The sequence below is a fragment of the Pseudomonas sp. MG-9 genome (genome assembly GCF_018729515.1).
Lineage (GTDB): Bacteria > Pseudomonadota > Gammaproteobacteria > Pseudomonadales > Pseudomonadaceae > Aquipseudomonas > Aquipseudomonas serboccidentalis.
Window position 1 is genome coordinate 395,068 of record NZ_JAHHZH010000001.1, and the last position, 13,553, is coordinate 408,620.

General features: G+C 60.4%; 17 protein-coding genes. 8 read left to right on the forward strand and 9 right to left on the reverse strand.

Going from position 1 to position 13,553, the window contains the following annotated elements:
* Nucleotides 1-231 precede the first annotated feature (231 nt).
* The gene (gene acuI / locus KKQ10_RS01875; protein ID WP_215499987.1) at nt 232-1,215 is read left to right on the forward strand and encodes an acrylyl-CoA reductase (NADPH); all 984 of its coding nucleotides are present in this window, start codon (nt 232-234) and stop codon (nt 1,213-1,215) included.
* A 62-nt stretch (nt 1,216-1,277) separates the two neighbouring features.
* The gene (locus KKQ10_RS01880) at nt 1,278-1,736 is read left to right on the forward strand and encodes a GyrI-like domain-containing protein (RefSeq protein ID WP_215499988.1); all 459 of its coding nucleotides are present in this window, start codon (nt 1,278-1,280) and stop codon (nt 1,734-1,736) included.
* Here the strand turns inward: KKQ10_RS01880 and ada are convergent.
* The 5 genes from ada to KKQ10_RS01905 all read right to left on the reverse strand — a co-directional run bounded on the left by ada (nt 1,733) and on the right by KKQ10_RS01905 (nt 4,866).
* Nucleotides 1,733-2,800 carry a bifunctional DNA-binding transcriptional regulator/O6-methylguanine-DNA methyltransferase Ada gene (gene ada, locus KKQ10_RS01885; RefSeq protein ID WP_215499989.1) on the reverse strand — a complete coding sequence of 356 codons (1,068 nt, stop codon included), beginning with the start codon at nt 2,798-2,800 and terminating at the stop codon, nt 1,733-1,735. The two genes, KKQ10_RS01880 and ada, sit on opposite strands and share 4 nt — an antisense overlap.
* 86 nt (nt 2,801-2,886) lie before the next feature.
* The gene (alkB, locus tag KKQ10_RS01890) at nt 2,887-3,552 is read right to left on the reverse strand and encodes a DNA oxidative demethylase AlkB (RefSeq protein ID WP_127647756.1); all 666 of its coding nucleotides are present in this window, start codon (nt 3,550-3,552) and stop codon (nt 2,887-2,889) included.
* A gap of 5 nt (nt 3,553-3,557) precedes the next feature.
* Nucleotides 3,558-4,262 (reverse strand): 2OG-Fe(II) oxygenase, encoded by a 705-nt coding sequence (locus tag KKQ10_RS01895; RefSeq protein WP_502941533.1) that lies wholly within the window; start codon nt 4,260-4,262, stop codon nt 3,558-3,560.
* 99 nt (nt 4,263-4,361) lie between these two features.
* Nucleotides 4,362-4,532: a hypothetical protein gene (locus KKQ10_RS01900; protein ID WP_164747815.1), complete on the reverse strand. Its 171-nt coding sequence runs from the start codon at nt 4,530-4,532 to the stop codon at nt 4,362-4,364.
* Between the two features lie 31 nt (nt 4,533-4,563).
* Nucleotides 4,564-4,866, reverse strand: a complete 303-nt coding sequence (locus KKQ10_RS01905) for a DUF1883 domain-containing protein (protein ID WP_024164475.1) — start codon at nt 4,864-4,866, stop codon at nt 4,564-4,566.
* 212 nt (nt 4,867-5,078) lie between these two features.
* Here KKQ10_RS01905 and KKQ10_RS01910 point away from each other — a divergent pair, with 212 nt between their 5' ends.
* Both KKQ10_RS01910 and KKQ10_RS01915 read left to right on the forward strand, forming a co-directional pair.
* Nucleotides 5,079-5,435: a hypothetical protein gene (locus KKQ10_RS01910; protein WP_127647755.1), complete on the forward strand. Its 357-nt coding sequence runs from the start codon at nt 5,079-5,081 to the stop codon at nt 5,433-5,435.
* 72 nt (nt 5,436-5,507) lie between these two features.
* Nucleotides 5,508-5,738: a hypothetical protein gene (locus tag KKQ10_RS01915; protein WP_127647670.1), complete on the forward strand. Its 231-nt coding sequence runs from the start codon at nt 5,508-5,510 to the stop codon at nt 5,736-5,738.
* Nucleotides 5,739-5,741: 3 nt separating this feature from the next.
* Here KKQ10_RS01915 and KKQ10_RS01920 read toward each other — a convergent pair whose 3' ends face one another.
* The gene (locus KKQ10_RS01920) at nt 5,742-6,029 is read right to left on the reverse strand and encodes a hypothetical protein (RefSeq protein ID WP_003225390.1); all 288 of its coding nucleotides are present in this window, start codon (nt 6,027-6,029) and stop codon (nt 5,742-5,744) included.
* A 152-nt stretch (nt 6,030-6,181) separates the two neighbouring features.
* Nucleotides 6,182-6,367, reverse strand: a complete 186-nt coding sequence (locus KKQ10_RS01925) for a hypothetical protein (RefSeq protein ID WP_007964653.1) — start codon at nt 6,365-6,367, stop codon at nt 6,182-6,184.
* A gap of 258 nt (nt 6,368-6,625) precedes the next feature.
* Between KKQ10_RS01925 and galU the strand changes: the two genes are divergently transcribed.
* Nucleotides 6,626-7,465, forward strand: coding sequence for a UTP--glucose-1-phosphate uridylyltransferase GalU (gene galU, locus KKQ10_RS01930; protein ID WP_007912230.1), 840 nt, complete (start codon nt 6,626-6,628; stop codon nt 7,463-7,465).
* 343 nt (nt 7,466-7,808) lie between these two features.
* Here the strand turns inward: galU and KKQ10_RS01935 are convergent, their stop codons facing one another.
* Nucleotides 7,809-9,557 carry a phosphoethanolamine transferase CptA gene (locus tag KKQ10_RS01935; RefSeq protein ID WP_127647669.1) on the reverse strand — a complete coding sequence of 583 codons (1,749 nt, stop codon included), beginning with the start codon at nt 9,555-9,557 and terminating at the stop codon, nt 7,809-7,811.
* Between the two features lie 198 nt (nt 9,558-9,755).
* Nucleotides 9,756-9,938 carry a DUF6026 family protein gene (locus KKQ10_RS01940; protein ID WP_003225385.1) on the reverse strand — a complete coding sequence of 61 codons (183 nt, stop codon included), beginning with the start codon at nt 9,936-9,938 and terminating at the stop codon, nt 9,756-9,758.
* Between the two features lie 274 nt (nt 9,939-10,212).
* Here KKQ10_RS01940 and gnd point away from each other — a divergent pair, with 274 nt between their 5' ends.
* Genes gnd through KKQ10_RS01955 form a run of 3 tightly spaced genes read left to right on the forward strand, consistent with a single transcriptional unit; the run spans nt 10,213 to nt 13,519 of the window.
* Nucleotides 10,213-11,193, forward strand: a complete 981-nt coding sequence (gnd, locus tag KKQ10_RS01945; protein ID WP_127647668.1) for a phosphogluconate dehydrogenase (NAD(+)-dependent, decarboxylating) — start codon at nt 10,213-10,215, stop codon at nt 11,191-11,193.
* Nucleotides 11,190-12,713 carry a glucose-6-phosphate dehydrogenase gene (zwf, locus tag KKQ10_RS01950; RefSeq protein ID WP_215499992.1) on the forward strand — a complete coding sequence of 508 codons (1,524 nt, stop codon included), beginning with the start codon at nt 11,190-11,192 and terminating at the stop codon, nt 12,711-12,713. Before gnd ends, zwf begins: the two co-directional genes overlap by 4 nt.
* Nucleotides 12,710-13,519 carry an HAD family hydrolase gene (locus tag KKQ10_RS01955; RefSeq protein WP_215499994.1) on the forward strand — a complete coding sequence of 270 codons (810 nt, stop codon included), beginning with the start codon at nt 12,710-12,712 and terminating at the stop codon, nt 13,517-13,519. Before zwf ends, KKQ10_RS01955 begins: the two co-directional genes overlap by 4 nt.
* Nucleotides 13,520-13,553 lie beyond the last annotated feature (34 nt).

The window sequence follows — 13,553 nt, forward strand, 5'->3', positions numbered from 1 at the left end:
TGAAACGGGGCAGGGACGGCAGAGCCGGTTTTTTAACAGTAAAACCGGACCCAGGGCCAGCCCGATTTTTCCGCGCATGGACAGTCGCCCGCCGTCAGCGTCAGTGGGGACCGCCCCCGCTTCACAATTACCTGGCGGATGTGCGAGTTGGCGCAAAGTCGGGTGGGGCAATGTGTTGCTTTGTGTTATTTCAAGGCGCGAGGATTTGAATCCATTGAGTGAGAGGCAGCCATGTTCAACGGCATTTTGATCGACAAAGACGACAACGGTTACCACGCCAGCCTGCAGCCGATCAGCGAAGCGCAGTTACCTGAAGGCAACGTGACGGTGAAGGTCGCGTACAGCACGCTGAACTTCAAGGACGGTCTGGCGATTACCGGCAGCAGTCCGGTGGTGCGCAAGTTTCCGATGGTGCCGGGGATCGACCTGGCGGGCACGGTCGAGGTCAGCTCGCATCCCGACTACAAGGCCGGTGACCAGGTGCTGCTCAATGGCTGGGGCGTGGGCGAGAGTCACTGGGGCGGGTTGGCGCAAAAGGCGCGGCTCAATGGCGACTGGCTGATTCCTTTGCCCAAGGCCTTTACTGCCGCGCAAGCAATGGCCATCGGCACCGCCGGCTACACGGCGATGCTGTGCATTCTGGCGCTGGAGCGTAACGGCGTCACCGCCGATCAAGGCGAAGTGCTGGTGACCGGCGCCAATGGCGGGGTGGGCAGTTTCGCCATCGCGCTGCTCAGCAAGCTGGGCTATCGCGTGGTGGCGTCCACCGGCCGGGTGTCCGAGCATGAGTACCTGAAGCAACTGGGCGCCAGCGAAATCATCGATCGCGCCACCCTGTCAGAGCCGGGCAAGCCGCTGGCCAAGGAACGCTGGGCCGGCGTGATCGATTCGGTCGGCAGTCACACGCTGGCCAACGCCTGCGCCAGTACCCGTGCCGAAGGGACCGTAGCGGCCTGCGGTCTGGCTCAGGGCATGGATTTCCCGGCATCGGTGGCGCCGTTCATTCTGCGCGGCGTGACCCTGGCCGGGATCAACAGCGTGACCCAACCCAAGGCACGGCGGATAGAGGCCTGGGAGCGTCTGGCCAAGGACCTGGACTTCGCGTTGTTGCCCTTGATCAGCCACGAAATCGCCCTGAGCGAAGCCATCGACGCGGCGCCGAAACTGCTCGCCGGACAGCTGCGCGGCAGGGTTGTGGTCGACGTCAATCGCTGACACAGTGAGTGCCATTGCGGCCCATCGTGGCCGCACTTCTATGACAGGGAGCGGTATTTTCGATGGACTTGAAACGACAGCCAATCGACGCTTTCACCGTGGCCGGCCTGCGCGTGCGTACCACCAATGCCGCGGAGCACCAAGCCGCGACCGCGAAGATCGGTCCGATGTGGGGCCAGTTTTTCAGCGAAGAACAAGCCGAGAGCATTCCCGGCAAGATCCCTGGCTCAGCGATTTATGGTGTGTATTCGGCGTACGAGTCCGATGCCTCGGGGGCGTTCGATGTCACCGCGGGTGTTGCGGTGAATGCGCGGGGAAAAGGTTACGAAGCGGTGCAGATCGAAGCGGGCGAGTACCTGGTGTTCGAAGCGCAGGGCACGTTGCCTGAGGCGGTCATTGCAACCTGGGGGCGGATCTGGACATTCTTTGAAGCCAACCCGCAGATTCAGCGCCGCTACGCCACCGACTTCGAGGCCTATACCGGCCCCGAGTCTGTGTCGGTCCATATCGGCATTCGCTAAGGCTGGGTTTCACGTTCCAGCAACTGGCGCTTGCGCTCCACGCCCCAGCGATACCCCGAGAGATTGCCATCGCTGCGCACCACGCGATGGCACGGAATCGCCACCGCCAGACGGTTGGCGCCGCACGCCTGCGCCACGGCGCGCATGGAGGTCGGCGCGCCGATGCGTTGGGCGATCTCGGCGTAGCTTGCGGTGCGGCCAGCCGGGATTTCCCGCAGCGCTTGCCACACCCGCTCCTGAAACGCGGTGCCGCGCACGTCCAGTGGCAAGTCGAGACCCAGCGCGGGCGCCTCGATGAAGCCCACCACTTTGGCGATCAACTGTTCGAACCCGGCGTCGGCGCCAATCAAGTTGGCCTGGCGAAACTGATCCTGCAGATCGCACACCAGTTGATGCGGATCGTCGCCCAACAGAATCGCGCATACGCCGCGCTCACTCTGTGCCACCAGAATCGCCCCGAGCGAGCATTGGCCGACGGCAAAATGTATGTCGTTGTTGCGCCCGGCGGCGCGATAGTCACCGGGTTTCATGCCCAATACCTTGTCGGCCGATTCGTAAAAGCGGCTGTTGGAGTTGAACCCGGCGTCGTACAGCGCAGCGGTCACCGAACCGCCGTCCGCCAGTCGTTCACGCACCCTGCGCGAGCGGTGCGCCGCCGCATAACCCTTGGGCGTCAGGCCGGTTGCAGCCTTGAACACCCGGTGAAAATGGAAAGGACTGAGGCCGGCGGCTTCGGCGAGTTCGTTGAGCGCCGGCGCGGTTTCGCAGCTTTCGATCTGCCGACAGGCCAGCGCCACGGTCGCGGCGTGTTGGGCGGCGACGTCAGTCTGATCCTTGCGGGTGCGTTTGCTCGGGCGATAACCCGCAGCCTCGGCGGCTTCGGCGCTGTCGAAGAACTCGACGTTCTGCGGCTTGGGCAACCGCGAGAGGCTGCTGGGGCGGCAATAGATGCCGGTGGTTTTCACCGCATAGACAAACTGCCCGTCGGCCTGTGGGTCCCGTGCAACGACGGCAGCCCAGCGTGGATCGGTTTCAACGTTGATGATCGGCGAAAGCTTTTTCATGGCGAGTAGTCCGTTGACCTGTTTGATTCAGGTTAACCAGCGGCGATGTTGGCAACACTCCGCGCCTTGCGGTCAAATTTTTCAGCTTATCCGGCGACGCGAAAGGTCAGGTTGATCCGTCGTTCGCCCAGCGCTGGATGCCGGCCAGGCTTGATCGGCAGCACGCCGTGAAAACGCAAGCGATCGACGCCGCCCCAGACCACCATGTCGCCATGCAGCAGGGGAATGCGCTGGCTCTTGTCGCTGCGGGCAAAACCACCGAACAGGAACATCGCTGGCAAGCCCAGGGACAGAGAAACGATCGGTGCTGCGTAGGCATGTTCGTCTTTGTCCTGATGCAAAGACATCTTGGCCCCGGGGACATATTGGTTGATCAGGCAGGAATCTGCGTTGAAGTCGGCAAATCCTGCGCGTTGCGCCGCGGCTTGCGCCAGTTCGGACAGCACCTGCGGCATTGCCGGCCAAGGCCTGCCGCTCAGTGGGTCCACGGTGCTGTAGCGATAACCGCTGCGATCGGTGATCCAGCCCAGCGCCCCGCAACTGCTGGTGCCCACCGACATGCTGAAGCCGCCCGGGGTGACCATGTGGCGTACGGGCGCTGCGGCGAGAATGGTATCCAGCGCCGGCAACACCTGATCGACGACCGGCAGGGCGAAGCCGCGCAACACCCACGACTGTTCGCCGATCTGCTCGGCACGGGGTTGTTGCGCGGGTTCGTGGTCGGCGAACAGGTCGAAGGTGGTCGGTTGCATGCTGCTCATGTGGCGTCGTGGAAGATGATGCCTAGGGTATGCCGATTTCCGCTGTACAGGCGACTGACGCCATGACGCATGGTCACCCGATAGTCGCCGCGTGTGCCTCTGACCGGGCGTTGGTTCACCGCGAAGATCAGCGCATCGCCTTGTTGCAGGTCCACCACGTGCGGGCGCGATTGCATGCGCGGGCGCTGCTCGGTCAGGACGAATTCGCCGCCGGTAAAGTCTCGCCCCGGCGCTGACAGAAGAATCGCCACTTGCAGTGGGAAAACCAGTTCTCCGTACAGATCCTGATGCAGGCAGTTGTAGTCCTGAGGGCCGTACTGCAACAACAGCGGCGTCGGCCGCAACTGACCGGCATCGCGGCAGCGCTGAAGAAGCTCGGCATGTGTCGCCGGAAAACCTGCGGGCAAACCCATGCGTTCGTACCAGCGGTTGGCCAACGGCACCAGGCGCGGATACAGCGCGTTGCGCAGGCGCTCGATTGTCGTCGGCAGGGGATAGCGAAAGTACTTGTATTCCCCTCGACCGAAACCGTGGCGGGCCATGACGACCTGCGAGCGAAACGGTTCGGTCTGCGGATACAGGGCACTCAGGCGCTCACAGGTCTGGGGCGAGAGCAGCGCGCGGATGATGGCGTGGCCTCGCTCATCCAGTTGCTGTTCGAGGCTGGCCCAATCGAGCGCATCCAGCCGTGACGGGGACATTGACATGCTGACTCCTGAACGCTTGGTCGAGGCTGTCAGTCTGCGCAGGTCCTGGCGGCAGAACACTCCGCCGCTTGCGGTCGAATCCGGGGTGTTGCGTTACAGGGCTTTGCTGACGGCGATATCGCTGATCACGTCGTCAGACTGGCCGTGGATGGCGTCCAGCGCCGCCTTGGCCTCTTCCACGGTGCCTTGCTCCAGTTGCGCGAACTCGAAGCGGCGCTCGCCGTTGAGTTTGTATTTGATGACGTATTTGGTCGTTTGGGCCACGGTCGTGCTTACCTTTTGCGTTGGGGGCGACTCAGCTCAGTTTGGAGCTGGAGCGGCGGATGATCTTGATCGAATGGGTCAGGGTCGGTTTGCGCGTGACGCTGATGGCGCGGCGGTTGACGGTGTCGATGGTGATGTTCCAGAAACCGGTGCTCGGCGCGGTGATGCGCGCAGGAAACGTGTCGAAAGCGCCGCCATGGTAGGTGTGGCGTCCGCCGTTTTTGAACGCGCGGAAGTTGGCGTCGTTCATCAGGCGAATGTTGCAGGTTTGCGAGCATTGGATGACGACGATGTCGTCTTCATTGAGGTGCTCGCGCTGGTGAATGAATTTCATGGGCGCCTCCAAAAGGGCTTTTTCTACTAAATCAAAACGATAGCATGTGCGATTGGCGCAGTTTATCAGCCCGGACGGGTTATTATCCCGCCGTCGAGCGCCGCTTCGACAATTTAAAACAGTTATTCGCGATTCGATGCGGGTTTAATGGAGTGAGCCTCGGAGAAAAATGGCATTACTGCTGTCCGACGGTCTTTATGGGAGGTGTTTGTATGAAGTGGGGTGTGGTGTGTCTGCCGTTGATATTGGCTGTGGGTGGTTGCGCGAGTGTTTCCGAAATCAATGAAACGTTGCCGACCATGAGCGTGATTTCCGGCAAGAAACCCCATGAGTATGCTCAGTGCCTGGCGGACAAGCTTGCCAACAGTCGTGGCGCGCTGCAGATGCAGCCGCACAAGGAGGGTGTTCGAGTGATTGTTCCCGGGAAATTTTCCACCGGCGCGGCCGCCGTGTTTGACATCGAAGATCGCTCCGGCGGCAGCAGCATCAAGCTGCATGAGCGCATGTCCAATGTGCCGATTCGTCCTCGTGATGTGCAAAACGCCGCCAATGCCTGTATTTCCGGCTGATAGACTAATAGTCATCAGCACCAATGCCGTCACAGCCATGCTGTGACGGCATTTTCATTTCTGGAGTCGCGCATGAAGCGAGAGCAAGTACGGGAGCGCCACGCAGAAGGCCTGATTTCTGCCACGCATGTGATTCAGAACCCGGCCAATTCGGGGGAGTGGATCGTGTTTTTCAAGAAGAGCGCCGGGCGCAGCTATTTTCTGGTGGACGATAACGACGAAGTCGAATCCTTCACCCGACTTGACGACCTGATCGAGGTCGTACGCGGACTCGGGATCAAATTCGCCGAGATTCACATGTAGGGTCTATTTGCAGACCACCACCACGCTGCGGTTTTTGTAGTTGCCGACATCGACCCCCAGGGTCTTGTCGCTTTCCTTCGGCGCCGGCGTGCCATCGGTACCGACAATGCGATACCCGGTGCCGGCGCAAGAGGCATCGGCTTTTTCGTAGCAGGTCGCCCAGGAGTTGGCCTCGCCGGAGCAGTCGATGGTCAGGCCCTGTTCGCCGTTGTTCAGGTAGGTGGTTTGCGAGGTGGCACAGCCACCGAGGGCCAATACCGCGATCAGCGGCAGCAATCTGTTCATGTTCATAGGTGTGTCGTCTTCAGCGAGGGAGGGGCTAAACGCTCTGACAGCGCCGCAGTGAAAAGGTTATAGCGATTGGCCACTTGTTTGCACGGATCTTTCGCGTCGCCATTAAAAAGCCCTGCGCAGGGGCAGGGCTCGGTCCGTGTCGCAGTCGATCAGTCCTGATCTTTGCCACGGCGTTTGGACGATGCCGGGGTGTCGGTGAACACCGAGGCTACATCAGTCGCCAACTGCTCGCTGTCGAAAGGTCCGGCAATGTGTTCGCCATTGGTTGTGGTCAGATTCCACTTGCCGTCTTTCTTGTCGATCACATACCCGTTGATGATTTTTACCGCGGCCATCTATCTGTCTCGTTCGCTGGTTCAAAGGCGCCATGATACCGACAAATGCTCACATTGGGGGGCGATGAGCGTATGGTGATGCAGCGCCTCTGCGCCTTTGAGCTACTCTGATTTCGCTGCTCGAAGATGGCAACGGAACTATCGGCGAGAATATTTCTCTATGTTGGCATCGGTTAGCCAGTGCGGGGCATTGTAAGGTGCACGCCGCCTGATTAGACTGCGCCGAAACTCGTACACACAGCCCTTTCAAGGACTTATATGATCAAGAAATGCTTGTTCCCAGCAGCCGGTTACGGTACTCGCTTCCTGCCAGCGACTAAAGCCATGCCCAAAGAAATGCTGCCGGTGGTAAACAAGCCACTGATCCAGTACGGCGTTGAAGAAGCTCTGGACGCTGGCCTTACAGAAATCTCCATTGTGACCGGTCGTGGCAAGCGCGCGCTGGAAGACCACTTCGACATCAGCTACGAGCTGGAAAACCAGATCAAGGGCACCGACAAGGAAAAATACCTGGTCGGCATCCGCAAGCTGCTGGACGAGTGCTCGTTCTCCTACACCCGTCAGACCGAAATGAAAGGCCTGGGCCACGCGATCCTGACCGGTCGCCCGCTGATCGGTGACGAACCGTTCGCCGTGGTACTGGCGGACGACCTGTGCGTCAACCTCGAAGGCGACGGCGTCCTGACCCAGATGGTCAAACTGTACAAGCAGTTCCGCTGCTCGATCATCGCTATTCAAGAAGTCGACCCGCAGGAAACCAGCAAGTACGGTGTGATCGCCGGCGAGATGATCCGCGACGACATCTACCGCGTACACAGCATGGTCGAGAAGCCAAAGCCGGAAGACGCGCCGTCGAACCTGGCGATCATCGGCCGTTACATCCTGACTCCGGACATCTTCGACCTGATCGAACAGACCGAGCCGGGCAAGGGTGGTGAAATCCAGATCACCGACGCCCTGATGAAGCAGGCCCAGAACGGCTGCGTCATGGCTTACAAGTTCAAGGGCAAGCGTTTTGACTGCGGTGGCGCTGAAGGCTACATCGAAGCAACCAACTTCTGCTTCGAGAACTTCTACAAGACTGGCAAGGCTTACTGATAACGTCGGATCTGCAACGCAAAGGGTGTGAGAACAGCCTTTGCGCAGCACCCACAAACGCCCCGACCTGTTCGGGGCGTTTGCTTTTGTGCAGGAAAAACCCTTGAGCCTGGCAGCGCGATTTAGTGACGCTCTCTGAGCGCGCTGGCTGCTTGTTTGAGGGGGAGGGGATGGTCGAGCAGCCGTTGCCGTCCCGATTCCTTTCAAGCGGCACAGCAGGGGCTTGCACAAGCGAGCAACCTGTCCGCCCAGAACGAAAAAAGCTCCATATCTTTCGATACGGAGCTTTTTCTTTATGCGTTACGCCGATTGCGAACGTTTGAAGCCGGCGTGTTTTACACGGTTATTGCTGCACGACATTCGCAGCGCCCGGGTCGACTTTCTTCGGCTTCATCAGGCTGAAGTCGATCAAGGACCGTTGTTCGCGTTCGTACGGGTTGCCGATCAGCAGCGGGCGCGGCTTGAAGCTGTCGCTGACCAGGCTCTTGCTGCGGTCCAGTTCATCGAAACTCAAGCCGGCCATGTCTGCCCAGGTGTGAATCAGGTGCGAGCTGCTGTACGGTCGCTGCAGATCGGCGGCGAAGTTCCAGGCATGGTCCTCGCGCCATTTCGGCGAGGCCCAGGCCATGAACGGGATGGTGTACATCGGCGCCGTCGGCTTGTTCTCGTTACGGCCCAGGGTGTTGTGGCCGACCGAGTCGAACACGTCTTCGCCGTGGTCGGAAAGATACAGCAGGAAACCGTTCGGATCGGACTTGGCGTAGTCCTTGATCAGGCTCGATACCACGAAATCGTTGTACAGCACGGCGTTGTCGTAGCTGTTGTAGGTCGGCACCTGATCGTCACGCACACCGGCCGGGACGCCATCGCGATCCTGGAACTTGTCGAACGTTGGCGGATAACGGTACTGGTAGCTCATGTGAGTACCGAGCAGGTGCACGACGATCAGCTTGCGCGGTGCCGGGTCGGTCAACGCCTTGTTGAACGGCTCGATCACGTCGCCATCGTATTGCGCGGCGTTCTGGTTGCGGTTGTTGTTCAGGTATACCTGCTCGTCGGCTTGTTCGGAGAACGTCGTGAGCATGGTGTTGCGCTTGGTCATGGTCTGCTGGTTGGTGATCCAGAACGTCTTGTAACCGGCCTGTTTCATCATGCTGACCAGCGACGGCGTGGACAGGTACAGGTCCGGATTTTCTTCGTCGGCGAAGGTCAGGACCTGCTGCAGCGCTTCAATGGTGTAAGGGCGCGGGGTGATGACGTTGTCGAACACCGCGAGCTGATCCTTGAGCTTGTCCAGTTCCGGCGTGGTCTTGCGCGGATAGCCGTACAGGCTCATACGCTGACGGTTGGTCGATTCACCGATCACCAGCACCAGAGTCGAAGGTTTGTCGGCGTCGGCAGCCTTGAGGTTGTGCAGCGGCGGCACTTTGCTCGTGCTGTGCAGCATGTCCTGCATGCCGGCCAGGGTGTCGAGGTAACGATGGTAAGCCACGGCCATTTGCCAAGGCACGGCAGGCTCGATGCGGTCTTCGAACTTCTCGAAGCCGCCGGCGAAACTGCCGGTGCGCTGGGTCTGTTTGATCAGCGGGTAGCCCACCACGGCGATGATGATCGCGATTGCAGCAACGAATGCGCGGCCACGGGGCATGTATACCGGGCGCAGGCGGGTCCACAGGAAGTAGGCGAACGCGGTATGGGCGAGGAACGCCGGAATCATCCACCAGGCAAAGTATTGGGTCATGTACTCGCCGGCTTCAGAGACGTTCGACTCGAACATGATGAAGATGACGCTTTGCGAGAATTCCTGCTGATAGATGAAGAAATAACCCAGGCTGGCCATCGAGCAGGCCCACAGGACTACGCCGATCAGTGCGGCCAGCAGTTTGGTACGTTTGGGAAACGCCAGCATCGGGGCGAGCCAGAGCGCACTCATCACGAAGGCCTGACGGAATCCGCTGAAACCGGAGGTGCCGGTCAGCTGGATCAGCAGTTGGGTGATACCCGAGAAATACCAGAAGAACGCGAAAAGCCAGAGAACCCCAGCCCAGTCGAAACCTGTCGCAGTCGTTTTGCTGCGTTTGAACAATGCCATTCAGCACTCCAGCTCATCGTCACTAACCACCGCCGGAACGCTTCATGAAACCGACGAACGGAAGCCGCGCGCAAACGCACGGCCAGAATGGGCGCGAGTATTACGAACAGAATGTGAAAACTTCGTTAGTTGCTGATTGCTGGCAGGGGAGGATCATGCCGGGAACGACAGGCGCCGTTCCCGAAACTGGCGGGCAGGTCAGGCGTGCGGGTTGCGCTGGACAACCGGCAAGGGTTTGGGCTGAGCGCCCTGGGTCAGCGAGCGCAGCTGCGCTAGCTCCTGCTTCAACTGGTCGCGCTCGTCTTTCAACTGACGCAATTCATCGCGACGGATCGTGACGTACAGGGTTTGTGGCGGCATTGCTGTGTGTACTGTGCCCATTGCTCACCTCGCAAATGGCGTGTCTCAACTGCAAATCGTCCCCGGTCCGGGGCTACTGACTTGCTATCGGCGCCAATTTTGATTTCTTTTGCCCGTGAATGGAACTTTTTTATTTTTCATGGTCGGTGTGTCTTCGGCACGTTTCCCGACGTTATCAGTCTGGATCGGGCACAATGCCCGGAAACTTCGGCCCGACGCTCTGGACTAACCTCCATTAGTCGCGTTGGGCTATAACCAATGTCACCTATTTATTTGTAGTAAGGAGCATCAGCACATGCAACTCGGGATTATTGGACTGGGCCGCATGGGCGGCAATATTGCGCGGCGCCTGATGCTCAACGGGCACACCACCGTTGTTTACGACCGCAATACCGCCTTTGTCGATACCCTGACCGCCGAGGGCGCCACGGGCGTTGCCGACTTGCCAGCACTGGTCGCCGGCCTGGCCAAGCCACGCGCCGTATGGGTCATGCTGCCGGCCGGCGCACCGACCGAAGACACCATTGAAACCCTGAGCAACCTGCTGGAAGCCGGCGACACCATCATCGATGGTGGCAACACCAACTATAAGGATGACATTCGCCGGGCCAGGACGCTGGCCGAGAAGGGCCTGCATTACATCGACGTCGGCACCTCCGGCGGCGTCTGGGGCCTGGAGCGCGGCTATTGCATGATGATCGGCGGCGACGCCGAGACCGTGAACCGTCTCGACCCGCTGTTCGCCGCACTGGCGCCGGGCATGGGCGAGATTCCGCGCACCAAGGATCGCAAGTCCGAGGATCACCGCGCCGAGCACGGCTACATCCACGCCGGTCCTGCCGGTGCCGGGCACTTCGTGAAGATGATTCACAACGGCATCGAGTACGGCATGATGGCGGCCTTCGCCGAAGGCTTCGACATCCTCAAGACCAAGTCCAGCGAGCGTCTGCCGGAAGATCAGCGTTTCGACCTGAACGTCGCTGACATCGCCGAAGTGTGGCGTCGTGGCAGCGTGGTGTCGTCCTGGCTGCTCGACCTGACGGCTGATGCGCTGGCGAGCGATCCGAAGCTCGACGGCTTCTCCGGTTCGGTGGCCGACAGCGGCGAAGGCCAATGGACCATCGAAGCGGCCATGGAGCAAGCGGTGCCGGTACCGGTGCTGTCGAACTCGCTGTTCTCGCGCTACCGCTCGCGCGGCCAGGGCACCTTTGGCGACAAGATTCTTTCGGCCCAGCGCTTCGGCTTCGGCGGCCACGTGGAGACACCGAAGAAATGACCCATACGATCCGCAGAAAATCCAAGGCAGAACCCGCACCACCGACCACGCTGTTTTTGTTCGGTGCCCACGGCGACCTGGTCAAGCGCTTGCTGATGCCGGCGCTGTACAACCTCAGTCGCGACGGCTTGCTTGACGAAAATCTGCGGATCGTCGGTGTTGATCACAACGCCATTACCGATGAAGCCTTCGCGCAAAAACTCGAAGACTTCATCCGTACCGAAGTGGCGGCGAAGGTCGGCAAGGGCGATCAGATGCTTGATCCGGCCTTGTGGGCCAAGCTCGCCAAAGGTATCAGCTACGTCCAGGGCGACTTCCTGGACGACAGCACTTATTCCGCGCTGGCGGCGAAAATCGCCGACAGCGGCACTGGCAATGCGGTGTTCTACCTGGCCACCGCGCCGCGTTTCTTCAGTGAAGTGGTGCGCCGTCTCGGCGCCGCCAAATTGCTGGAAGAGACCCCCGAAGCATTCAGAAGGGTGGTGATCGAAAAGCCGTTCGGTTCCGATCTGCACACGGCCGAAGCGTTGAACGCCTGTTTGCTCAAGGTCATGTCCGAGAAGCAGATCTATCGGATCGACCATTACCTGGGCAAGGAAACCGTGCAGAACATTCTGGTCAGCCGGTTCTCCAACAGCCTGTTCGAAGCGTTCTGGAACAACCATTACATCGACCACGTGCAAATCACCGCCGCCGAAACCGTCGGCGTCGAAACCCGTGGCAGTTTTTACGAGCACACCGGTGCGCTGCGCGACATGGTGCCCAATCACCTGTTCCAGTTGCTGGCGATGGTCGCCATGGAACCGCCGGCTGCGTTCGGCGCCGATGCCGTGCGTGGCGAGAAGGCCAAAGTGGTCGGCGCGATCCGTCCATGGACCGTCGAAGAAGCGCGGGCCAACTCGGTACGCGGCCAGTACAGTGCTGGCGAACTCGATGGCAAACCGTTGGCCGGCTATCGCCAGGAAGCCAACGTGTCGCCCGACAGCAACACTGAAACCTACGTCGCGCTGAAGGTCATGATCGACAACTGGCGCTGGGTCGGCGTGCCGTTCTATTTGCGCACCGGCAAGCGCATGAGTGTGCGTGACACCGAAATCGTCATCTGCTTCAAACCGGCACCGTACGCGCAATTCCGTGACACCGAAGTCGACGAGCTGCAACCGACCTATTTGCGCATCCAGATCCAGCCCAACGAAGGCATGTGGTTCGACCTGCTGGCCAAACGGCCGGGGCCGGCGCTGAACATGGCCAACATCGAACTGGGCTTCGCCTACAAAGACTTTTTCGAGATGCAGCCGTCCACCGGCTATGAAACGCTGATCTACGACTGCCTGACCGGCGACCAGACGCTGTTCCAGCGCGCCGACAATATCGAGAACGGCTGGCGCGCGGTGCAACCGTTCCTCGACGCCTGGCAGCAGGACGCGAGCGTGCAGGCCTACGCCGCCGGTGAAGACGGCCCGCAAGCGGCCAATGATCTGCTGACTCGCGACGGTCGCGTCTGGCATGGCCTGGGATGAGTGACTCGATCCGCTTTCTGCTCAGCGACATGGACGGCACGCTGTTGCTGCCCGATCACAGCCTGAGTCAGCGCACCATCGACGCCGTTCGCTCGCTGCGCGAGGCCGGCGTGTTGTTCAGCCTGGCGACCGGTCGCCCGCCCAAAGCCATGTTGCAGCAGATCGAAGCCCTGGGCGTCGACCTGCCGACCGCCGCCTTCAATGGCGGCACCATCGTCAACCCGGATGGCAGCCTGCTGGTGGCGCATTACCTGCCCGCGACGACGGCGTTGATTGCCCTGGCGTTGTTCGCCGATCAACCGGAGGTCGAAATCTGGGTGTTCAGCGGTGGCGACTGGTTGCTCAAAGATCCGCACGGGCCGATGGTGCCGCGCGAACAGCACGGCCTCGGTTATCCGCCGGTGGTGGTCGAGAGTTTCGAACCGTATCTGGAGCGCATCGACAAAATCGTCGCCACCAGCAACAACACGGATCTGCTGATCGAGCTTGAGGCGCGCCTGCTGCCCGAGGTCAACGGCATGGCACAGGTTTCGCGCTCGCAACCGGTGTACCTGGACGTGACGGCGCTGGAAGCCAGCAAGGGCACCGCGCTGGCGACCATTGCCGCGCATCTTGGCATCCCGCTGGAACAGACGGCGGCGATTGGCGATGGCGGCAACGACCCGGCCATGTTCCATTGCGCGGGACTGTCGATTGCCATGGGGCAGGCGGAAGAGACGGTGAAGCGTCAGGCCGATGTGATTACCGGGTCAAACACTGAAGATGGTGTGGCCCAGGCCATCGAAAGATACATCCTCCCGCGCTGAACAAACGCAAAAATAACTGTAGGAGTGAGCCTGC